We start from the raw sequence: 18,760 nt of genomic DNA, 5'->3' as shown, positions 1-18,760 counted from the left end.
ATAAAGAAGCGTTGATTGCCCGGCCAGATTCCTCTCGGCCGGGCATTTTGTCTAGGGTTAGGGCCTAAGGAGTGGTGAGATGACCGCTGAACAACTCAAAAACACAGGTTCCGTTGCTTTGCCATTGGCCTTGCTGGCCGGGGCGAGCCTTTGGCTTCTATCCAACCTGACCGCACCGCAAGAAACGACGTCTCCCGCCGGTGGTGGTATTGCTGCTGACGCCACAATCGAAGCGCCGGAACTGGTCACCATTCCCCCGCGCAGTTTCGAATATCGCGATCCGGCCCGCTATATCGAGAATGAGTTGCCGCAAGTCTCCCCCTTGGTTCATGCTCGCGTGGAAACCGAACTGAAGGTGGCCAAAAATCTGGTCACCAATAAGGAATATCGCGCTTGCGTGGTAGACGGGCATTGTGCACCCGCCATCACCATCAAGTCCCCAATCGACAATCATCCCGTTGTGGGCATCAATTATGAAATGGCCGCCAGCTACGCCGAATGGCTGAGCGCCAAAACCGGCGAAAACTGGCGCCTGCCCTCCGCCCTGGAATGGGCGCAATTTGCAGGTGAGAAATATGAAGACCCTGATAAAGATATTCAATCCGACCCCAGCAACCCGGCCGTGGCTTGGCTTTCAGAGTACCGGTCTAAATCCAAGAGCGAAAGCGATGCGCCGCGCCAAAGCCTGAGGCCAGCTGGCCTGTTCGGCCCCAACAATTTTGGCGTCAATGATGTGGCCGCCAATGTTTGGGTGTGGACCTCCACCTGCTATGAACGCATCAATATGGATGCGACCGGCAGCCAGTCCCGCGCCACAAGCTGCGGCGCACGTGTGGTGGAAGGGGAGCACCGGACCTATCTGTCTGTGTTCATTTCAAACCCTCAAGGCGGCGGTTGCACCGTCGGGGATCCGCCGGACCATTTGGGCATCCGCCTCGTGAAAGGCGCCGAGCAACCCAGCCTCTGGAGCCTGCTTGGTCGCCTTTGGCCCTTCGGATAAGCGCGCGCTATCTCAAAGGCGATGTAAAATGGCCCGTTTGGAACTGTCCAAGGGGCCATGTTTTTGTTCATGATTATAAATGTCAGTAAGGAGCGCCTAGCCCTTCGGCGCTGCGCGAGGCCGCATCAATTTGCCACCATAGAGCGCCACAAATCCCCAAAACCCAATCACCCACATAAGATGGGACACGCGCATCAATAACAGGCTCAAGTCCGGGCTGAGTGCCGCGACAATACGCAAGATCGCCGCCAGCAATATAGCCGCAAACAGCACCGAGGTGCCCTGGCTGGCCAACAGGGGATGACCCGTGTGCCCCAATGTGGCGCGACACATCACGCCGATCACCATCAGACCGATGGCCCCGGTGCTCAGCGCATGGATCGGCGCCGCAATGGGCACCACCCCCTCATCCAGAAAGTGAAGCCCCATGAAGGCAAAGCCAATGGGCAAAAAGCCATAACCCACATGCAATACCAGCAGCAGCCCATCGCGCCAGATCAATTCCGGGTGCCAGCGCAACAGGCGCACCAGATGCAGCCCGGCCAAAATCATAAAGCCAAAGGCAAACACAAGGGGCAGGCTGAACAGCCCGGTACTTTGCAGCACAAAACCCAACAGGACGATCGCGCTCGTGAGCACGGTGAGCTTGTCAAATCCATTAAAAGGTTGCGGCAGGGTCTCACTTTGGCGCTTCACCAGATAATTGCGGGTAAAGCTGGGCACAATCCGCCCGCCAATCAACATGATCAGCATCAACACCACGCCAAGCGCCAGATAGGCCGCGGGGCGGGTGCTGCCACCATTGGCCCAGGCCAGATAAAACCAGCCCTGCGCCAACACCAGCAACCCGAACATCACCAGCACTTTCAAATTGCGCCAGTTTTTTCCGGCCAATATTTCACGGCACACTGCCGCGGCAAATAGCACGGGAAACACCAAATTGAGCGCCACAACGCTCCAGAGCGGCACCAGCGCCGACATATTGGTCACCAAACGGCCCAAAGCCCAAGCGAGCAAGAGGGCAATCAGGGCATTGCCATTCACCGGCAACCGCCCCGTCCAATTGGGCACCGCCGTCAACAGGAACCCCGCAATCACCGCCGGCACAAACCCGAACAGCGTTTCATGCATATGCCAATCAGCCGGGCCCATCGCCAGCGGCAGGCTCAACTCACCAAAATAGAACGGGACCCACAATAATATGGTCAACCCCGCATAAAAGGCGCCGAACAAAAAGAACGGGCGAAACCCATAGCTGAACAAGGTGGGGCCGGAATAGGCATTGGTGCGCGCGATCGCCATGTTCAAATTCCTTCAAGTAGACACAAAAAGGGCGGGCTTTATCTCGCCCGCCCCGAAAATCGCCTTACTGAACTTGTTCGAACAGATCCGCGAAAACTTTCTTTGATTTGCCCTTATGCTTCACCGCTTGGGCTTCTTCCAGATTACCAAGCTCGCCAACAGCAATCAGCGCCACCATGCCCATTGTGTAGTGTGGCGTACATTTCACGCCATAAACACCTTCTTCTTCCACTGTCAGCACATATTCGACGTTGAATTTGCTTTTGAACTCTTCAACACCCGCTGGCAGCATGCCTTCAATGCTTTCCACATTGTGACCCTTGTCGGTCGGCACGAACTTAATGGTGTCGCCGGGCTGGGCAGCGATAAAGTCAGGTTCAAAGACCATTGTGCCTTTTTCGCCTTTGTTCAGCATCTTCACTTCAAATTCTTCTGCCATGGCAGGGCTCAGCACCATGCCTGTTGCTGCCACAAGCCCAAAGATCGCGATTGCTTTTTTAAACCCGTTTTTCATCGTTAGTTCCTTTCAACAAAACTATAATCGTTGACCAATCTTGTAACCGATCTGGAAAACTGATTATTTGCTCTAGATCAAAGAAACGGGCCGCTATGCAGAAAAGATTATCGAAAATCGACCCCAGCCTTGTGACAAATTGTCCGCTGTTCGCAGATATGGACAAACAGGCCATTGCGGACATTCTAAATAAGGGTGTGGCCAAGCATTTTAAAAAGGGTGATCGCTTCTTCGATCAGATGGATGAGGCCACCCATTTCTTTTTGATGCTGGATGGCTATTTGGAGGTCAGCAAAACCACCGAAGAAGGTGCGCAGGTGATTATGCGCCATTTTGGCGTTGGAGAAATTTTTGGCGTGGCCCCGGCCATTGCCCAGAAAAACTATCCCGCCACGGCCCGCGCCCTTGTGGATTGCGTGGTGGTGCTGTGGGAAAACAAATATTGGGATCATTTTTTGGTCGAGCACCCCCAATTTATCAAAAATGCCTATAAATCGGTTGGCGAACGGCTGGCCCAGTCGCAGGAGCGGATCGTGGAAATGTCCACCGAACAGGTGGAACGCCGCGTGGCCCATGCGGTGATGCGCCTCACCCATCAATGCGGGGTCAAAACTGAGAAGGGCATCTTGATTGATTTTCCCGTTTCGCGGCAGGACATTGCCGAAATGACCGGCACCACCTTGCACACCGTCTCGCGCCTGTTCAGCGCCTGGAGCAGCAAAGGATTGATGCAGGTCGGGCGGCAGAAAATTGAAGTCTTGGAAGCGCACAAACTGGCGCTTTTGGCGCAGGGACAGTGAGCGAACGTTAGAACCGTTTGGCCGATCCGTCCCGGGCCAGCGCCAGCTCTTCGGCAAACCGCTCTTCATCCAGATGATATTCCTCTACTGCATCCACAATGGTGTGGAAGCTGGCAATAGGACAGCCCACGCAGGACATACGGTTCTTCATGAACACGGATACCGTGGCGGGCCACCGACGCATGATTTCGTCGAGGCTCATATCTGGATCAATAGCCACCGGCTTTGACGATGCAAACATCATGAGACAAATCCCTTCATCTCATCACATTAAACTAAGGTTGCAGATACAACTTTGCGCCAGCGCAAATAGTTTTTGCTGAGCGCGCAGCGTAGCGCCACCCCGTCCCGCCTTCCCAAGTCTTGATCTTGCAATGACGCTCAGGGGAGAACCAGTGTCGTGCCCAAATTCGCAGGCTGCTCAGACCCCGGATCAGGTCCGGGGTGGTGGAGTGCATAAGGGAACCGCTGGCGCGAATTCGCAACAACAGGATTTTGACCCCCCGCCCTAATCTCTGTGGCCGTCCCGGCCTTGAGCCGGGACCAACCCTCAAGCGCAGGGGTATAGGCCCCGGATCAGCCTGCGTGGCGCGAGCGCCGCTTGTTGTCCGGGGCGGCCCCTTGGGTGTCGAGACGCCGAAGCCAAAAACCGACGTCACAAAATACCGGTCTAATCCAAATCCAAAATCACCTTATTGGCCGCGCCTTTGCCCACCGCTTCAAAGCCTTGGGCAAAATCTTCAAATGGCAAATGGTGTGAAATCACGGGCGTCACATCCAGCCCCGATTCCAGCATCGCCAGCATTTTGTGCCAGGTTTCAAACATTTTGCGGCCATAAATGCCCTCAAGGGTGAGGCCTTTAAAGATCGCCTTGTTCAAATCCATTTCCACCTTGCCGGGGAAAAGGCCCAAAAGCGCCACACGCCCGCCGGTGATCATATGTTCGATCATCGAATCCATCGCCGGGGCCGCGCCGGACATTTCAAGGCCAATATCAAAGCCCTCTTTCATGCCCAATTTGCCCATGACCTCACGCAGATTTTCCTTGTCGGCGCGCACGCCGCGCGTGGCGCCCATTTTTTCCGCCAACGCCAATCGGTCGTCATTCAGATCGGTCACAATAATATGCCGCGCGCCCACATGACGGCACACCGCCGCAGCCATGCAGCCAATCGGCCCGGCCCCTGTGATCAACACATCTTCGCCCGACACGTCAAAGGTCAGCGCGGTGTTCACCGCATTGCCCAGCGGATCAAGAATGGACGCGACCTCGTCGCTCACACTGTCCGGCAAAGGCCGCACATTGGCTTCCGGGATCGCCACATAATCGGCAAACGCGCCGGGACGGTTCACCCCGATCCCTTTGGTCTCTGCACAAATATGCGCCCGACCGGACTGGCAATTCCGGCATTTGCCACACGGAATATGACCCTCACCAGACACACGCTGGCCGACCTTAAGGTCTTTCACCTCGTCGCCAACTTCTTCGATCAGGCCCATATATTCATGGCCCACCACCATGGGCACCGGCACCGTATTTTTCGCCCACTGGTCCCATTTCCAAATGTGCATATCTGTGCCGCATATCGAGGCTTTTTTCACCTTGATCAACACATCATGGGGCCCCACTTCAGGCTTTTCGACCTCATGCAGTTCAAGGCCCGGTGCATCCTTTGCTTTCACCAATGCGCGCATCAGATCACTCCCAATTCTTTGCCAACCTGTTCAAAGGCTGCAATAGCTCGATCCAAATCTTCGGTCGTGTGTGCCGCCGACATTTGGGTGCGGATCCGCGCCAACCCTTTCGGGACCACAGGGAAGGAGAACGCCGTCACATAAACGCCCAGCGCCAGCATGCGTTTAGCGAATTTTTGCGCCAGCACCGCATCTTTCAGCATCACCGGGATAATCGCATGTTCGCCGGGCACCAGTTCAAAGCCCAAAGACGCCATTTTTGCGCGGAAATATTTGGCATTTTCAAACAGCTTTTCCCGCAGGTCGGGTGATTGCTCCACAATATCCAGCGCTTCCAAGGTCGCGGCTGCGATCATAGGCGGCAAGGCATTGGAGAACAAATAAGGCCGCGCCTTTTGCCGCAACATGGTCACCAGTGGCTTGGCCCCGGCAATATAGCCGCCTGCAGCGCCGCCGAGCGCCTTGCCGAAGGTGCCGGAATAAAGATGCACACGATCTTCAACGCCAAAATGGTGCGGCGTGCCTTGCCCGTTCGGCCCCATAAAGCCCACGGCGTGGCTGTCATCGACCATCACCAGCGCATCATATTTTTCCGCCAGATCACAAATGCCCGGCAAGTTGGCCATGATCCCATCCATGGAGAACACGCCATCTGTGACGATCAAGCGGTGGCGCGCGTCCTGCGCCGCCTTCAGCTGTTCTTCCAGCGCGTCCATATCATTATTGGCATAGCGGAAACGCTGGGCTTTACAAAGCCGCACCCCGTCAATGATCGAGGCATGGTTCAGCGCATCAGAAATGATCGCATCTTCCGGCCCTAACAGCGCTTCAAAAACGCCCGCATTGGCATCAAAGCACGCGATAAACAGAATGGCGTCTTCAGTGCCCAAGAACTCAGAAAGCCGCGCTTCGAGCTGCTGGTGGATCGCCTGGGTGCCGCAGATAAAGCGCACCGACGCCATGCCAAAGCCTTCGTGCTCAATCGTTTCAATCGCTCGCTTTTCAAGGCGTTTATCATCGGCCAGGCCGAGATAATTGTTGGCGCACATATTGAGCAAAGGCACATCTTCGCCATTTTCACCGCGCACAGTGATGTTGGCGGATTGAGGGCTGGTGATTCCATATTCGGATTTGAACAGCCCCTCTTCCCGCAATTGGGCCAGCGCCTGTTCGGTGTGTTGAATCAATTTTTTCGACATAGCAGACAAATCTCTATATATTGGATTAAATCCAATATAGTGGAATTTAAATGCGCTGCCAACATCACCCGACCAAGATTTTTGCACCGCGCAACGAGCGGATTTGTCAAACGCAATCGGACCTAATGTTGCGGTTGCGCCACCACCAGAATAGCCCGCGCTGGCCCCTCACCGATATTGCGGATCGCATGCGGCTGATCGGCGCGATATCGCAACGTATCGCCTTCTTCCGCCTTGGCGCGTTTCTCCCCCGCTTCAATTTCCAATGTGCCCTTTAAGCAGGTTAAATGCTCAAAAGTGCCAGGCGCATGGGGTTGCGACAAAAGCGCGCCACCCGGCGCCGCACTGAAATCATACCATTCAATCGGCATCGGGGTGCGGGGCGGGTTCAACAGCCGGACTGTGCACAACCCATCGGCACTGCCTTTTGAGGGGGTGGAATAGGCCGGGATATGAGTAATCATATGGTCGCTCGCTGCCTGCTCCCCCAACGTGGAGAGGTCCAAACCCAGTGACTGGGCCAAGTTCCACACCAGCGTGAAGGTCGGGTTGACCGCCCCGCGCTCAATCTGGCTGAGCATGGATTTGGAAATGCCGCAACGTTCCGCCAGCATTTCAAGGGTCAGTCCCTGCTCCTTGCGGGCCTTGCGCACCATTTCACCCAAATGCGGCGGTGGCATCAATGATCTGGACAATGCGCGTGACATAGGCACCTTTTTTTACGGTTCGAAACAAAAAATACAATATAGCGGAATTCTGGCGCGAACAATGGTTACATGTGATTCTATTGTCTGCCCGTGGCGCCCGAATATGCGGCACCGCACCTCGAACACCAATGACTAAATCTTAAAATCTTTTGCCGCTAGAGCCGGTATAAATCGCGCGTAACCGCCAGTATTACGGGCCTATCAGCAAGTGGCACAATGCCGCCCTGCGACCTTTCGTCAAATGAGTCGAAAATCAAAATAATTATGCTATGCTTCACACCGAGGCTGGGCCTCAGGGGATGAATATGAGTTCGAGAAAAGACATACATAATTCGGATATTCCGATTTTGTGCCAATCTTGCGAGGCACGTCACAAAGGCATTTGCGGGGCATTGGAGCCCGACCAGTTGGTGGAGTTGGCCCGCCACACCAGGCAGGTGCGCGCAAAATCAGGCGAAGAACTGATTGGCGACACCGAGGAAGTAAAATCATATGCCAATGTGATCTCGGGCGTGGTCAAGCTCACCAAAATGCTCTCGGACGGCCGTCAACAAGTGATTGGGCTCCAATTTGCGCCCGACTTTCTGGGCCGACCCTTTGCCGAAGAAAGTCGGCTGAGCGCTGAAGCGGCCTCTGGGGTCAATCTGTGTAAAATCCCCAAATCAGCGCTGGAATCCATGATCAAGTCATCCCCCGAGTTGGAACATCGGCTGCTGATGCAAACGCTGAAAGAGCTGGATGAAGCGCGCGACTGGATGGTGACATTGGGGCGCAAAACCGCCTCAGAAAAGGTCGCCAGCTTTCTCTATTTGATCGCCACCCATATCGACCCCACCAAAAATATGGATGAGGTGGATAGCATCAAGTTTGATCTGCCGCTTACCCGCGTCGATATTGCCGACTTTTTGGGCCTGACCGTGGAAACCATTTCCCGCCAGCTTACCAAATTACGTAAGGACGGGGTGATCGAAATTGAAAACAACCGCAGCTTCTTCGTGCCGAGCATGGAGCGGCTGGAAGATCGCTGCGGTTAAAACAAGCGCGCCAGCAATTCTTCTTCACGCAGATTGAAGATCTGCACCTGCTTTTGTCGGCTAACCTCACCCCGGATCAATTCAAGGTCAGCGGCCCGACACCTCAGGCGCTTGGCCAATAATCTGATCACTGCCTTGTTGGCCTTGCCCTTTTCCGGCACAGCCCGTACCCGCACCACCAATTGCCCCTGCCCGTCTGCATCAGCGACAATGTCACCGATTTCGTCGCGGCTGGCGTTGGGGGTGACCTTCAAAAACAACAAAAGCCCGGCGTTGGTGTTACGCCAGGCTTTCAAATCTGCTTCGGGCATCAGCTTGCGTTAAAACGCGTAAGGCATCAGATAGATCTGGATCACCCGCTGCAACGCATAGATGCCAATAAAAAGGATAATGGGCGAAATATCGATCCCGCCAAAGCTAGGCACAAACCGCCGGATCGGGTCCAGCACCGGCTTGGTCAATCCATCTACAATCCGCCAGATCGTCGCCACAAACTGGTTTGAATAATTGATCACATTAAAGTTCAGCAACCAACTCATCACGATCATAATGATCGCGACCCACCAATAAAGTGTCAGCACGATCATGATAATTTCCAACAGAACCAGCATATTTTTCTCCGCGTTGCGCTTTTTCCCTTCCTATGTAGCCATTTGCACCGCTGATCACAAGAGCAGGCGTGTGCTTGGCGCCAATCAAGGTAAACACCAGCCAAAACAAAACCCGCGTCGCCAAATACACGGCCACGCGGGTTTGTTTAATACCTAGACGGAATACGCAAAACCAAAATTCCCGTCACGCAGAAAAGATTGCACAAAGCGTGCCAACTCTTTGGCACCAGGCACACCACTATATTTAGTGGTCTAGCGCCCTAACCCGACACAAAACTACAGCATTTATGAATAATAATTAACGGACGTGCGTCTGCACCGGCGCAATATGAAATGCAATTTGCAACAACAAGTTGCAATCTGCGCTATTTGATTTTGGCAGCGTGCCGCACCTCGGCCCGCAACAAGGTGCGCTCCCGGGCCGAAACACCGATCAACTCGGCCACCCGCCAGACCATATTGTCTTCCAATTCGTGATTGTGCTGATCCACAAACACAATCTGCCACATCATATTGATGATGGCGTGTTTCTCTTCCACCTCAAGCTGATTCAAAACGGAGGTGAACGCATAAAGATCAACCGCATCATTGCTCTGCTCAATCGCCAGATCCAACAGGCTTTTTACCTCCTGCGGGCTCAATCCATAATAGGATTGCAACGTGTCTTTAATCGCCGCTTTTTCCTCATCGCTACTCTCGCCATCCACAGCGGATAAATGTACCAACAGGGCGGCGACGCACATTTTTGGATCAAGGGATGAGACATCTTGCTGTTTGTTTGCAGAGAACAATTTTTTGATGGCATCAAACATAATCGTGCATCTTCCTTCCATGCGAGTCGGATTGAGAGTAAAATAATTCAACACAAAATGGAATTCCCCTTTAACCTCAACCGCTTTGACCGTTAAGTGAATCTGTCCCTATGCTACGAATTACCCTCGCTATTGGTGCATTTCTTTTCCTCATGTCGGAAATCATGCGCTTTGTTGCCCATGAGTTTGATGCCGCAAATGCCGGGGTGCAGTTGCTGGCCTGCCTTTTGCTCGCAGTGGGGTTTCTCGGCGTCGCCTTCGGGCCGGAAAACAGCCGCTTGAAGCGCTATGCCGGTTTCATGTGGGTAATCAGCACTTTTTTGATGGCCTTTTTCGCTTTTGACTTGCTTGGCTATGGCCGCACCAGCCTGTTTCTCCACCATGACAATTATTTGTTCTGGGTGGCCCATATTGGCTTGTCCGTCAGCGCTCTAACTCTGGCGGCGGCCCACTGGCAAACGCGCCATATGCAACACTGGCATCCCGCTCCCATACTGTTGGCGGCCAGCACCCTGCTGTTTGCCGCCAGCCGACTGCTGGCCTTGCCGTTGGACTGGCAGTTTGTGACCAGCCTCCTTTGGAGCCTGAACCTCTTCTTTGTCGCGCTGAACCGTTTAAATGATCGCGCGCGCTAGGGTGAAATCAGGGATCTAGCTTTTCAATCGCGTGGGCCAACTCAATGTCTTTCTCTGACAGCCCATTGGCATCATGCGTGGTCAATAGAATGGACACTTTATTGTACACATTGTGCCATTCAGGATGGTGATTATGTTTTTCCGCCAAAATCGCCACCGAACTCATGAATCCAAATGCTTCAATAAAATTTTTGAATTTGAACTCGCGTTCAATGCCATTTTTCACCGGGTTAAACACCCAGTCTGGCAATTGACCCAAAGCCTTTTCCCGACCCTCAATATCCAAAGCTTCTACCATTGATCTCCCTATTCTTTTTCCTCCGCGCGGCGCTTGCGCTCATCCTCATCGTCAAGAATACGCATTGCCGCCCCGTCCAGATCTTCATACTGGCCACTTTTTAAAGACCATAAAAACGCGCCCAGCGCCAGTAGGCCGATCAACAGAACAACAGGAATAAGGATCAATAAAGGAGTCATTCAGCCGCCACCGGTTCCATTTGAGGCGCATGAGATGAATGCGCCGGGAGATTTTTGGTTCCATCCTGCTGCCCCAAACGCAGGCGCAGCGCATTGAGCGTGACGATAACCGAAGATGAGGACATGGCAATCGCCGCCAATAATGGCGTGGCAAATCCCATCACCGCCAGCGGAATGGCCACCGCATTATAACACAGCGCCAACCCGAAATTCTGCACCACTGCTCGGCTGGCCCGTTTGGACATTTCCAGCGCGAAGTGCACATCGGTCAAGCGGTTATGGGTGAAAATAAAGTCGGCGGCGTTGCGCCCCACATCAGCCGCACTTGAGGGGGCCATTGAAACATGGGCTGCCCGCAAAGCCGGTGCATCATTGATGCCATCCCCCACCATCAGGATCTTCTCATTGGCACCAGATTCAGCAATCGCCTCCACCTTTTGGTCAGGCGTCAATGCCCCATGGGCCTCGGCCACGCCCAAGGCTTTGGCCACGCTGGCCACCACCTGTTTCCGGTCGCCCGAGAAAATCGCCAGATCGTAGCCGCCGGCTTTCAGGTCAGCCAACGCCGCATGCGCGTCTGGCCGCAACATATCCTCAAAACCAAACCCGGCCACCATCTTCCCATCGCAGGAAAGATAAACTTCACTTTGCGCCGCATCCGAGCCTTGATAGCTGGCATCGCAAAAATCGGCACGCCCCCAGCGCCATAGCTGACCATCAATGTGGGCTTCCACCCCGGCGCCAGGCATTTCCTCTGCATCCTTGAGCGGCGCCACCGCCCGGCCAGCGAAGGCGCGCGCAAAGGCTTTCGAGAATGGATGACGCGACAGCTGCGCCAATTGCAAAGCCCGATCAATCGCGCTGTCATCACCAAAAATCTGCCCATGAAAAATGGGTGTGCCCAAGCTCAAGGTGCCGGTCTTGTCAAAGGCAATTTTGGTCACTTGTGCCAATCGCTCCAGCGCCGCCCCGTCTTTCATCATCACCCCGCGCTCAAACAACCGCCCGGCGGCCACCACATGCACAATTGGCACCGCCAGCGCCAAAGCGCAGGGGCAGGTGATGATCAGCACGGCAATGGCCGTCACCGTGGCATGATACCAATCGCCATTATAAAGCCCCCACCCGATAAAGGTGAATAGCGCCAATAAATGCACAAAAGGCGCATAAATCTCTGCCGCACGGTCAGCAATGCGCTTGAAACCGGCACGGCTGCCTTCTGCCGCATCCATCAATTCAATCATGCGGGCCAGAAAGCTCTGATGCGCCGCTTTTTCAACTTCGATTTTTAACGCACCGGATAAGTTGGTGGCGCCGCCCAAAACAGCGCTGCCCTTTGCGCATAATTCCGGCACCGTTTCGCCTGTGACCAGCGACATATCCAACTCGCTTTTGCCCTCAATCACGCGCCCATCCACTGGAATACGCTCACCGGCGGCCACTTCCAGCACCATGCCGACTTGAACATCATTCAGTTTGATGAACTCGCGTTGACCATTGGCGAGAATTTGCACTGCCCCTTTGGGGGCGAGCGACGCCAAAGACCGCACCGCAGAGCGCGCGCGCTCGCGCATCACATGGTCCAGCGTGCGACCGATCAACAAAAAGAATAAAAGGCTCACAGATGCATCAAAATAGGCGTGTTCGCCCGAATTGATGGTTTCATAAAGGCTGAGCGCCAGCGCCAACAGCACGGCCAAAGAAATGGGCACATCCATATTCAACCGCCCTTGGCGCAACGCACCCCAGGCAGATTTGTAAAAGACCTGGCCGGAGAAGAAGACGGTCGGCACCGCAATCAGGGCTGAAATCCAATGGAACAGATCGCGGGTGCTTTCATTGGCCCCCGACCAGATCGAAACGGAAAACAGCATGATGTTCATGGCGGCAAAGCCTGCCACGGCGAGTGCCAGAATCAGTTTGGACAGGCTTTTATCCTTGCCCGCCTCATCCACATCGAGCAAAAAGCTACGATAGCCCGCCCGCCCGATGGCCGCGACCAGATCCATCGGCGCCGCCCCGGCCTGGGCGGAAAAGATCACTTTGACCCGCTTGGTGGACATGTTCACCCGCGCCGAGCTGACCATTTCCAGCCCGTTCAACTCGGCCTCAATAGACTTGATGCAGGCCGCGCAATACATATCCGGCACGCCAAATTCCACTTGCCGTTGCCCATCCCCCAGATCGGCAGAGGCCGCGATAATCGCTTCATTGCTGATTTGGCTGGCGCCATCTTCAATCAGGTTCGATCCAGCCTCCACGCCCGGGGCACAGCAGCTCATTAGTTTGCCTCCACCATAAAGCGCTCGCGATAAACAAACGGAATGTCATTGGCGCTGACCAATTGCAGCTCAATGTCCCAGGCACCCGCACTCAATGCATGATCCACCACAAAGTCGCCATTCGCTGCCGGCAACAAGGTCACCACATGGTCTTCCCGTTCATGGCTGGGCCGCATCAGTTTGGCCGCCACCTGATCCGCCACCACCGGCGCGCCCTTTGCATCCAGCAAGCGGTAACGCAGTGTTCCTTCTTCTATTGCCAAAGTGGGCGTCCAGCCCAGCGCATCCTGCGCCTTATTGGCCTCAAGCTTTTCATTAAAATGCTGGCTGGCCACATAGGAGTTTTTCACCACCAGGCCAGTCCAACTTGTGGTGGCAAAATAGGCCATGATCAAATTGACCGTAATGATGGTGCCGAAAAACAAGCCAATCACCAACAGCATATGCTTGCCGGTAAATTCTTTTGACTTTTGTGGTTTAGACATTGATTGCTCCATCATTTTACTCCCGTGGCATTTCAAATTTGACTGTTTCGCGCGAGCTTTCCTCGCCGAACAGATCCGTCACCACGAACTCAAATCGTACAGGATTTTCATCCAGCTGTTGAGGCATGGCCCGTACATAAACCCGCACCGGCAACACCCGGTCTGGTTCCACATCCAAAACAATCGAGCTTTGGGGTTCATTTACAGAGCTGGCCAGGGTCATCTCGCCACCCGGCAACCCTTCAATCGACAAACGCACCGTGCGCGGTTCTGGCGTCATGTTCAGCACCTTGACATCATAGCCATTGCGCACCGCCCCGTCCGACAGCATCACATAAAGCGGATTGCGGTCATGCTGCACGTTCACGTCCAGCCGATCCCGCAAGGATAGAGCCACCAGCATCGCCACGCCAATCGCGGCCCAGAAGCAGAAATATACCAAGGTGCGCCAGCGAATGATCGAGCGCCAATTGGTGCGCCGCACCCGATCCAGCAGATTGCCCTCACCGTCGCGTACCTTTGCGGGGTCAATCGTAGAGGAGCCACTGGTCGCCAATTGCATATTTTCATTATAATCATTGAGCGTGGTGTAAGAGATCAGCCCGCGCTCGCGGCCCAGCTTGTCCATCACATTGTCACACGCATCGATACACAAAGCGCAGGTGATGCATTCCAGCTGTTGCCCATCGCGAATATCAATCCCCATCGGGCACACCGCCACACAGGCATTGCAATCCACACAATCACCGACCGGAATGCCTTCCTTGATCGCCTTTTTTGCATGTTTGGTGCGTGGCTCGCCGCGCCAGTCATTATAGGTCACGGTCAAAGAATGCTCATCCAGCATCGCCCCCTGAATCCGAGGCCAAGGGCACATATAGGTACAGACCTGTTCCCGCATCAGCCCCCCGAAAACATAGGTGGTGGCGGTGAGAATCAAAATGGTGAAATAGGCCACCATCGGCGCTTCAAAATGGATGACATCCATGAAAAGGGTTGGCGCGTCTGCGAAATAGAAAATCCAGGCACCGCCCGTGGCCACACCGATCAACAGCCAAATGCTGTGCTTGGCCACCCGCCGCCAGACCTTATTAACGGACCATGGGGCCTGATCAAGTTTCATGCGCTGGTTGCGGTCGCCTTCAAAAAAGCGCTCGACCACCAAAAAAAGATCCACCCACACCGTTTGCGGGCAGGTATAGCCACACCAGGCGCGGCCCACCGTGGAGGTGATCAGAAACAACCCCACCCCGGCCATCACCAGCAGGCCCGCCACATAATAAAACTCTTGCGGCCATATCTCGATGAAGAAGAAATAAAAGCGCCGGTTGGCAAGATCAACCAAAACCGCCTGATCCGGCGCATATTCACCCCGGTCAAACCGCAACCACGGGGTGATATAATAAATCCCCAGCGTCACGATCATAATCAACCATTTCAAACGACGAAAATTGCCGCTGGCGCGCTTTGGAAAAATCTTTTTCCGCGCCGCATAGAGCGGTGGGCGTTTGCCCGCGCGGTTGACCGCTTCCACGTCAAAATCTTCAACGTGGGATTCGCCCTTGGAGGCGCTCAAATCTGTCATGCTAAATGATCCCTATCCATCGCATTAGAGACCAATCTAGATTATTCCGCGCCGCCCCGTGTTGATATGAGTCAATTCCCCTCGCGACAATTTGTCATTTACGGAACAATGCAAGGGCTCACCAAATTATGATTGTGGGTGGCAATGGCCGCCCGTTATAGTCAATCTGACGTGCAAACAAAGGTGACCCGAGATGGCCGAACAAAAATCTTATCAAAAGACCCAAGAAGCGTTGGAGAAACTGACTGAAGAGCAGTTTTATGTGACCCAGAAGAACGGCACCGAACGCCCGTTCCAAAACGAATTTTGGGACCATAATGAAAAAGGCATCTATGTCGATATTGTCTCGGGCGAACCCCTGTTTGTGTCCGCCGACAAATTTGACGCCGGGTGTGGTTGGCCCAGCTTTTCTCGCCCCATAAACCCCGATTGGGTGAAAGAACATGCCGACACCAGCCACGGCATGGTGCGCACCGAAGTGCGCTCCCAACACGGCGACAGCCATTTGGGCCATGTGTTTGACGATGGCCCCGCAGAGATGGGTGGCCTGCGCTACTGCATCAACTCCGCCGCCTTGCGCTTTATCCCCGCATCCAAAATGGAAGAAGAGGGCTATGGTGAGTATTTAGAACTTATCGACGGATAGGAAAACCATGGGCAATAAAGCCATTAATCTGCGCGAAAAATTCTCGACCTTCACCGAACAATGGTCGCCAAAAATTGTCGCCCAGCTCAATGATTACGACATTCTGATTGCCAAGGTGGAGGGTGAGTTCAACTGGCATGATCACCCGGACACAGACGAGATGTTTATGGTGATTGAGGGCGAAATCACCATTGAGATGAAGGAGGGTGACGTCACGCTCGGGCCCGGGGAACTCTATGTGGTGCCCAAAGGCAAGGCGCATCGTCCGGTGGCCAAAGGTGAGGCGAAAATCATGTTGATCGAGCCGCAAGGCGTGCCCAATACGGGTGATCCGGCAACTGCAGCTCATAAAGAGTTGATCTAACGGGCAGAACATGGCTCAATTGGCGCGATTTGAACCTGACCGCAGCGCCAAGGCCCCTCCCCCATGTCCCACAGTTTTCAATTCGCTCTGATCCTGTTTGGCATAATGGGATTTGCCCTGTTTGTGCGGCCAATTGAGCGCTCCTGGATCACATTGCCGATCTTTTTTGCCGGGTTGGGCTTTGTTCTGGGGCCAGCCGGGCTTGGCTTTATTGATCTTGACTTACAAGACAGCACCATTCATACGGTGGCGGAGATCACACTGATCTTCACCCTTTTTCTTGATGCCTCAAAAATCCGTTTGCGCAACCTTAAAGCCCATTATGGCTTGCCCGCACGCATGTTGCTGGTGGGCATGCCGCTCACCATTTTGCTGGGTACGGGACTGATCTTGCTATTGGCGCCGGATTTGCCATGGGCGATGGCGCTGCTCACCGCTGCCATTTTGACACCGACCGACGCGGCGCTGGCCCAGCCCATTCTCGCCGACAAGGACGTGCCGCCGCGCATTGCAGAAGCGATCAACGTGGAAAGCGGGCTGAATGATGGACTTGCCCTGCCCGTGGTGGTGTTTGCCGCCCTGTTGATGGCCAACGAGGCCACACGCGACATCAGCCTCACCCCATTTGGCGTCAGCCAGTTTGTCGGCGCGCAGATCATTTTTGGCCCGTTGGCTGGCATTGTGGTCGGCTATTGCGGCGCCAAATTGCTTGATCTGGCGACCCATCATAAATTCACGCAGCCGATCTATGAGGGCATCTTTTTCCTCAGCGTCGGTCTGGCCGCCTTTTTTGGCGCAGAAACCGTGGGCGGCAATGGCTTTATCGCCGCCTTTGTGGCGGGCCTGACTTTCGGCAACACCAAGAAGACCAACCATAAATTCATCACCGAATTTTTGGAGGGCGAAAGCAACTTTTTGTCCATCCTCACTTTTATGATTTTCGGCGCGGTACTGGCCCCGGTCGGCCTTGCCCACGCCAATTGGACCACCCTGTTGATCGCGGTCAGCTTCCTAACCCTTATCCGCATGGCGCCCATCGCGCTGAGCCTTGTGGGTAAAAAGCTGCACCTGTATGAGCGGTTTATTCTGGGCTGGTTCGGCCCCAAAGGGCTGGCCTCCATTCTTTTTGCGCTGTTTGTTGCCGAACAATATGACATGCCCCATATTGACCAGATGCTGGCCTGCACCGTGTTGACGGTAGGTCTCTCCATTTTGGCCCATGGCCTGAGCGCCAAGCCCCTCGCCCACCATTTTGAAAAAACCATGCAGAAAGTCAAAAGCCAATGAGCAAATGGTTTGCCCCCATCACCCTTGAAGCTGAAACCGCGAAACTGGTGCCGCTCAGCCTTGATCATTTGGCCGATTTGCAAAAGGCATGCGCCGATGGTGAGTTGTATAAGCTGTGGTACACAGGGATTGCGTCACCGGACAAGATGGAGGCCGAGATTGATCGGCGATTGGGGCTACAGGCCGACGGCATGATGCTGCCGTTCAGCGTGATGGACAAACGTACAGGCAAAGTGATCGGCCAGACCACTTTTCTCAATCTCGATCCCACCAATCGCCGCGCCGAAATCGGCGCCACCTGGTATGCCAGATCAGTTCAACGCTCGCCCATCAACACAGAATGCAAATTACTGATGCTGGGCCACGCTTTCGACGAGATCGGCGTCAATGTGGTCGAGTTCCGCACCCACCACCTCAACCACCAAAGCCGCCGCGCCATTGAACGGCTGGGTGCGCGCCTCGACGGGATTTTGCGCAACCACATGATCTTGCCCAATGGCACCACGCGCGACACCGCTGTGTATTCGGTGCTGCCCCACGAATGGCCGGCGGTGAAAGCCAATCTGCAATGGCAATTGGAGAAGCCGCGCGACTAAGCACGGCCCAGATGGATTAGTCTGCGGGCGACATGCCAAGTGCCGTCCGCCCTTCATCAGTTTTTAGCGAAAAATCTTGTCGCAGATAATCATAACCCGCTGGCCCGCACAAATAGGCGATGGCTTGGGCCACCCATTTGGGTGAGATATGCGCTGAAGGATCATGCTGCTGCCGACTCGGCAAGGGCAACTTCGTTAACGCGCCGCGGCATTGGTGGTTTCTACATCACCCGTATCGTAAAACGAAGTTCAACGTGGGAGCCGTGAACGCGTTCCCTGTCAACCCGACAACTTACTTTAGGGACGCTAAGCTACCGCATTGCGACGCTGCTGGAAGTTTGAGCGGCCCCAATCTCCCAACGAACTCATCACCGTCTCAAGGCCCTGTCCGATTTCGGTTAAGGAATATTCAACATGCGGCGGCACCACTTCAAACACCTCGCGGTTCACAATGCCATCCTCTTCCAATTCCCGCAGGGTCAAAGTGAGCATGCGCTGGGTGATATCGGGAATGGCGCGGCGCAATTCGCCGAATCGCTTCGGCCCCTCAATCAGATTATGCACGACGATCAATTTCCATTTGCCGCCCAGTTTTGACACTGCATAGACGACCGGACAGAGCTGACTTCTTGTCTTCTCGTCCATCGATTCGGGCATTTTGAGGCCGTTAATTTCCATCTCGCACATTTTTTTCTCCGCAGATTTTGCGCCCATGCCGGCGCAAACGC

24 protein-coding genes are annotated in these 18,760 nt (G+C 54.5%); 8 read left to right on the top strand and 16 right to left on the bottom strand.

Annotated features, from left to right (window positions below; genetic code table 11):
- Positions 1-79 precede the first annotated feature (79 nt).
- Positions 80-1,000, top strand: coding sequence for a formylglycine-generating enzyme family protein (locus tag L1I42_RS15790; protein ID WP_236115708.1), 921 nt, complete (start codon positions 80-82; stop codon positions 998-1,000).
- Positions 1,001-1,096: 96 nt separating this feature from the next.
- On the opposite strand, the gene L1I42_RS15785 is transcribed toward L1I42_RS15790, so the two are convergent.
- Both L1I42_RS15785 and L1I42_RS15780 read right to left on the bottom strand, forming a co-directional pair.
- Positions 1,097-2,302, bottom strand: a complete 1,206-nt coding sequence (locus tag L1I42_RS15785) for an NnrS family protein (RefSeq protein ID WP_236115707.1) — start codon at positions 2,300-2,302, stop codon at positions 1,097-1,099.
- A gap of 64 nt (positions 2,303-2,366) precedes the next feature.
- Entirely contained in the window at positions 2,367-2,816 is a 450-nt protein-coding gene (locus L1I42_RS15780) for a pseudoazurin (protein WP_439651514.1), read from the bottom strand.
- A gap of 95 nt (positions 2,817-2,911) precedes the next feature.
- Here L1I42_RS15780 and L1I42_RS15775 point away from each other — a divergent pair, with 95 nt between their 5' ends.
- The gene (locus tag L1I42_RS15775; protein ID WP_236115706.1) at positions 2,912-3,616 is read left to right on the top strand and encodes a Crp/Fnr family transcriptional regulator; all 705 of its coding nucleotides are present in this window, start codon (positions 2,912-2,914) and stop codon (positions 3,614-3,616) included.
- Positions 3,617-3,623: 7 nt separating this feature from the next.
- Here L1I42_RS15775 and L1I42_RS15770 read toward each other — a convergent pair whose 3' ends face one another.
- The 4 genes from L1I42_RS15770 to L1I42_RS15755 all read right to left on the bottom strand — a co-directional run bounded on the left by L1I42_RS15770 (position 3,624) and on the right by L1I42_RS15755 (position 7,218).
- The gene (locus tag L1I42_RS15770; RefSeq protein WP_236115705.1) at positions 3,624-3,860 is read right to left on the bottom strand and encodes a DUF1858 domain-containing protein; all 237 of its coding nucleotides are present in this window, start codon (positions 3,858-3,860) and stop codon (positions 3,624-3,626) included.
- A 426-nt stretch (positions 3,861-4,286) separates the two neighbouring features.
- On the bottom strand, positions 4,287-5,312 hold the full coding sequence (gene tdh, locus L1I42_RS15765) for an L-threonine 3-dehydrogenase (RefSeq protein WP_236115704.1): 1,026 nt from the start codon (positions 5,310-5,312) through the stop codon (positions 4,287-4,289).
- Positions 5,312-6,511 (bottom strand): glycine C-acetyltransferase, encoded by a 1,200-nt coding sequence (locus tag L1I42_RS15760; RefSeq protein WP_236115703.1) that lies wholly within the window; start codon positions 6,509-6,511, stop codon positions 5,312-5,314. The genes tdh and L1I42_RS15760 overlap by 1 nt, the downstream gene beginning before the upstream one ends.
- Positions 6,512-6,633: 122 nt before the next feature.
- On the bottom strand, positions 6,634-7,218 hold the full coding sequence (locus L1I42_RS15755; protein WP_236115702.1) for a helix-turn-helix domain-containing protein: 585 nt from the start codon (positions 7,216-7,218) through the stop codon (positions 6,634-6,636).
- A 305-nt stretch (positions 7,219-7,523) separates the two neighbouring features.
- On the opposite strand from L1I42_RS15755, the gene L1I42_RS15750 reads away from it, so the two are divergent.
- Positions 7,524-8,252, top strand: a complete 729-nt coding sequence (locus L1I42_RS15750) for a Crp/Fnr family transcriptional regulator (protein ID WP_236115701.1) — start codon at positions 7,524-7,526, stop codon at positions 8,250-8,252.
- Here the strand turns inward: L1I42_RS15750 and L1I42_RS15745 are convergent.
- The 3 genes from L1I42_RS15745 to L1I42_RS15735 all read right to left on the bottom strand — a co-directional run bounded on the left by L1I42_RS15745 (position 8,249) and on the right by L1I42_RS15735 (position 9,675).
- Positions 8,249-8,563 (bottom strand): DUF167 domain-containing protein, encoded by a 315-nt coding sequence (locus L1I42_RS15745; protein WP_236115700.1) that lies wholly within the window; start codon positions 8,561-8,563, stop codon positions 8,249-8,251. The genes L1I42_RS15750 and L1I42_RS15745 overlap by 4 nt on opposite strands.
- A gap of 9 nt (positions 8,564-8,572) precedes the next feature.
- Positions 8,573-8,863 (bottom strand): YggT family protein, encoded by a 291-nt coding sequence (locus L1I42_RS15740; RefSeq protein WP_236115699.1) that lies wholly within the window; start codon positions 8,861-8,863, stop codon positions 8,573-8,575.
- Positions 8,864-9,228: 365 nt separating this feature from the next.
- Positions 9,229-9,675, bottom strand: coding sequence for a tellurite resistance TerB family protein (locus L1I42_RS15735; RefSeq protein WP_236115698.1), 447 nt, complete (start codon positions 9,673-9,675; stop codon positions 9,229-9,231).
- A gap of 110 nt (positions 9,676-9,785) precedes the next feature.
- Here L1I42_RS15735 and L1I42_RS15730 point away from each other — a divergent pair, with 110 nt between their 5' ends.
- The gene (locus L1I42_RS15730; protein WP_236115697.1) at positions 9,786-10,310 is read left to right on the top strand and encodes a hypothetical protein; all 525 of its coding nucleotides are present in this window, start codon (positions 9,786-9,788) and stop codon (positions 10,308-10,310) included.
- A 7-nt stretch (positions 10,311-10,317) separates the two neighbouring features.
- Here the strand turns inward: L1I42_RS15730 and L1I42_RS15725 are convergent, their stop codons facing one another.
- The 5 genes from L1I42_RS15725 to ccoG are packed head-to-tail and all read right to left on the bottom strand — an operon-like array spanning position 10,318 to position 15,139.
- A complete protein-coding gene (locus L1I42_RS15725) occupies positions 10,318-10,608 on the bottom strand; it encodes a 4a-hydroxytetrahydrobiopterin dehydratase (protein ID WP_236115696.1) in 291 nt (96 codons plus the stop codon).
- Positions 10,609-10,616: 8 nt separating this feature from the next.
- Positions 10,617-10,787, bottom strand: a complete 171-nt coding sequence (gene ccoS, locus L1I42_RS15720) for a cbb3-type cytochrome oxidase assembly protein CcoS (protein WP_236115695.1) — start codon at positions 10,785-10,787, stop codon at positions 10,617-10,619.
- Positions 10,784-13,069: a heavy metal translocating P-type ATPase gene (locus tag L1I42_RS15715; RefSeq protein WP_236115694.1), complete on the bottom strand. Its 2,286-nt coding sequence runs from the start codon at positions 13,067-13,069 to the stop codon at positions 10,784-10,786. The genes ccoS and L1I42_RS15715 overlap by 4 nt, the downstream gene beginning before the upstream one ends.
- Complete coding sequence (locus L1I42_RS15710; protein ID WP_236115693.1) at positions 13,069-13,554, bottom strand: FixH family protein; 486 nt, start codon at positions 13,552-13,554, stop codon at positions 13,069-13,071. The genes L1I42_RS15715 and L1I42_RS15710 overlap by 1 nt, the downstream gene beginning before the upstream one ends.
- A 16-nt stretch (positions 13,555-13,570) precedes the next feature.
- Positions 13,571-15,139 carry a cytochrome c oxidase accessory protein CcoG gene (gene ccoG / locus L1I42_RS15705; RefSeq protein WP_236115692.1) on the bottom strand — a complete coding sequence of 523 codons (1,569 nt, stop codon included), beginning with the start codon at positions 15,137-15,139 and terminating at the stop codon, positions 13,571-13,573.
- 193 nt (positions 15,140-15,332) lie between these two features.
- Between ccoG and msrB the strand changes: the two genes are divergently transcribed.
- The 4 genes from msrB (at position 15,333) to L1I42_RS15685 (ending at position 18,032) form a co-directional block, all read left to right on the top strand.
- The gene (gene msrB, locus L1I42_RS15700; RefSeq protein WP_236115691.1) at positions 15,333-15,785 is read left to right on the top strand and encodes a peptide-methionine (R)-S-oxide reductase MsrB; all 453 of its coding nucleotides are present in this window, start codon (positions 15,333-15,335) and stop codon (positions 15,783-15,785) included.
- A gap of 7 nt (positions 15,786-15,792) precedes the next feature.
- Positions 15,793-16,149: a cupin domain-containing protein gene (locus L1I42_RS15695; protein WP_236115690.1), complete on the top strand. Its 357-nt coding sequence runs from the start codon at positions 15,793-15,795 to the stop codon at positions 16,147-16,149.
- Between the two features lie 63 nt (positions 16,150-16,212).
- Positions 16,213-17,436 carry a cation:proton antiporter gene (locus tag L1I42_RS15690; protein WP_236115689.1) on the top strand — a complete coding sequence of 408 codons (1,224 nt, stop codon included), beginning with the start codon at positions 16,213-16,215 and terminating at the stop codon, positions 17,434-17,436.
- Positions 17,433-18,032: a GNAT family N-acetyltransferase gene (locus L1I42_RS15685; RefSeq protein WP_236115688.1), complete on the top strand. Its 600-nt coding sequence runs from the start codon at positions 17,433-17,435 to the stop codon at positions 18,030-18,032. Before L1I42_RS15690 ends, L1I42_RS15685 begins: the two co-directional genes overlap by 4 nt.
- Positions 18,033-18,048: 16 nt before the next feature.
- Here L1I42_RS15685 and L1I42_RS15680 read toward each other — a convergent pair whose 3' ends face one another.
- A complete protein-coding gene (locus L1I42_RS15680) occupies positions 18,049-18,216 on the bottom strand; it encodes a hypothetical protein (protein ID WP_236115687.1) in 168 nt (55 codons plus the stop codon).
- Positions 18,217-18,338: 122 nt separating this feature from the next.
- The gene (locus L1I42_RS15675; protein WP_305067713.1) at positions 18,339-18,719 is read right to left on the bottom strand and encodes a winged helix-turn-helix transcriptional regulator; all 381 of its coding nucleotides are present in this window, start codon (positions 18,717-18,719) and stop codon (positions 18,339-18,341) included.
- Between the last annotated feature and the right edge of the window lie 41 nt (positions 18,720-18,760).

The sequence above is a fragment of the Maritalea mediterranea genome (assembly GCF_021568695.1).
Classification (GTDB): domain Bacteria; phylum Pseudomonadota; class Alphaproteobacteria; order Rhizobiales; family Devosiaceae; genus Maritalea; species Maritalea mediterranea.
The sequence above is the reverse complement of the archived record's forward strand: the minus strand, read 5'-3'. Positions and strand labels throughout refer to the sequence as shown.

Coding starts and splice junctions, on each gene's coding strand:
- L1I42_RS15745 (WP_236115700.1), bottom strand. CDS start 8,563: ATGCCCGAAGCAGATTTGAAAGCCTGGCGTAACACCAACGCCGGGCTT.
- L1I42_RS15675 (WP_305067713.1), bottom strand. CDS start 18,719: ATGTGCGAGATGGAAATTAACGGCCTCAAAATGCCCGAATCGATGGAC.
- L1I42_RS15695 (WP_236115690.1), top strand. CDS start 15,793: ATGGGCAATAAAGCCATTAATCTGCGCGAAAAATTCTCGACCTTCACC.
- L1I42_RS15750 (WP_236115701.1), top strand. CDS start 7,524: ATGAGTTCGAGAAAAGACATACATAATTCGGATATTCCGATTTTGTGC.
- ccoS (WP_236115695.1), bottom strand. CDS start 10,787: ATGACTCCTTTATTGATCCTTATTCCTGTTGTTCTGTTGATCGGCCTA.
- L1I42_RS15770 (WP_236115705.1), bottom strand. CDS start 3,860: ATGATGTTTGCATCGTCAAAGCCGGTGGCTATTGATCCAGATATGAGC.
- L1I42_RS15730 (WP_236115697.1), top strand. CDS start 9,786: ATGCTACGAATTACCCTCGCTATTGGTGCATTTCTTTTCCTCATGTCG.
- L1I42_RS15725 (WP_236115696.1), bottom strand. CDS start 10,608: ATGGTAGAAGCTTTGGATATTGAGGGTCGGGAAAAGGCTTTGGGTCAA.
- L1I42_RS15740 (WP_236115699.1), bottom strand. CDS start 8,863: ATGCTGGTTCTGTTGGAAATTATCATGATCGTGCTGACACTTTATTGG.
- L1I42_RS15715 (WP_236115694.1), bottom strand. CDS start 13,069: ATGAGCTGCTGTGCCCCGGGCGTGGAGGCTGGATCGAACCTGATTGAA.
- L1I42_RS15735 (WP_236115698.1), bottom strand. CDS start 9,675: ATGTTTGATGCCATCAAAAAATTGTTCTCTGCAAACAAACAGCAAGAT.
- L1I42_RS15710 (WP_236115693.1), bottom strand. CDS start 13,554: ATGTCTAAACCACAAAAGTCAAAAGAATTTACCGGCAAGCATATGCTG.
- tdh (WP_236115704.1), bottom strand. CDS start 5,312: ATGCGCGCATTGGTGAAAGCAAAGGATGCACCGGGCCTTGAACTGCAT.
- L1I42_RS15775 (WP_236115706.1), top strand. CDS start 2,912: ATGCAGAAAAGATTATCGAAAATCGACCCCAGCCTTGTGACAAATTGT.
- L1I42_RS15755 (WP_236115702.1), bottom strand. CDS start 7,218: ATGTCACGCGCATTGTCCAGATCATTGATGCCACCGCCGCATTTGGGT.
- L1I42_RS15785 (WP_236115707.1), bottom strand. CDS start 2,302: ATGGCGATCGCGCGCACCAATGCCTATTCCGGCCCCACCTTGTTCAGC.
- L1I42_RS15685 (WP_236115688.1), top strand. CDS start 17,433: ATGAGCAAATGGTTTGCCCCCATCACCCTTGAAGCTGAAACCGCGAAA.
- msrB (WP_236115691.1), top strand. CDS start 15,333: ATGGCCGAACAAAAATCTTATCAAAAGACCCAAGAAGCGTTGGAGAAA.
- ccoG (WP_236115692.1), bottom strand. CDS start 15,139: ATGACAGATTTGAGCGCCTCCAAGGGCGAATCCCACGTTGAAGATTTT.
- L1I42_RS15760 (WP_236115703.1), bottom strand. CDS start 6,511: ATGTCGAAAAAATTGATTCAACACACCGAACAGGCGCTGGCCCAATTG.
- L1I42_RS15780 (WP_439651514.1), bottom strand. CDS start 2,816: ATGAAAAACGGGTTTAAAAAAGCAATCGCGATCTTTGGGCTTGTGGCA.
- L1I42_RS15690 (WP_236115689.1), top strand. CDS start 16,213: ATGTCCCACAGTTTTCAATTCGCTCTGATCCTGTTTGGCATAATGGGA.
- L1I42_RS15790 (WP_236115708.1), top strand. CDS start 80: ATGACCGCTGAACAACTCAAAAACACAGGTTCCGTTGCTTTGCCATTG.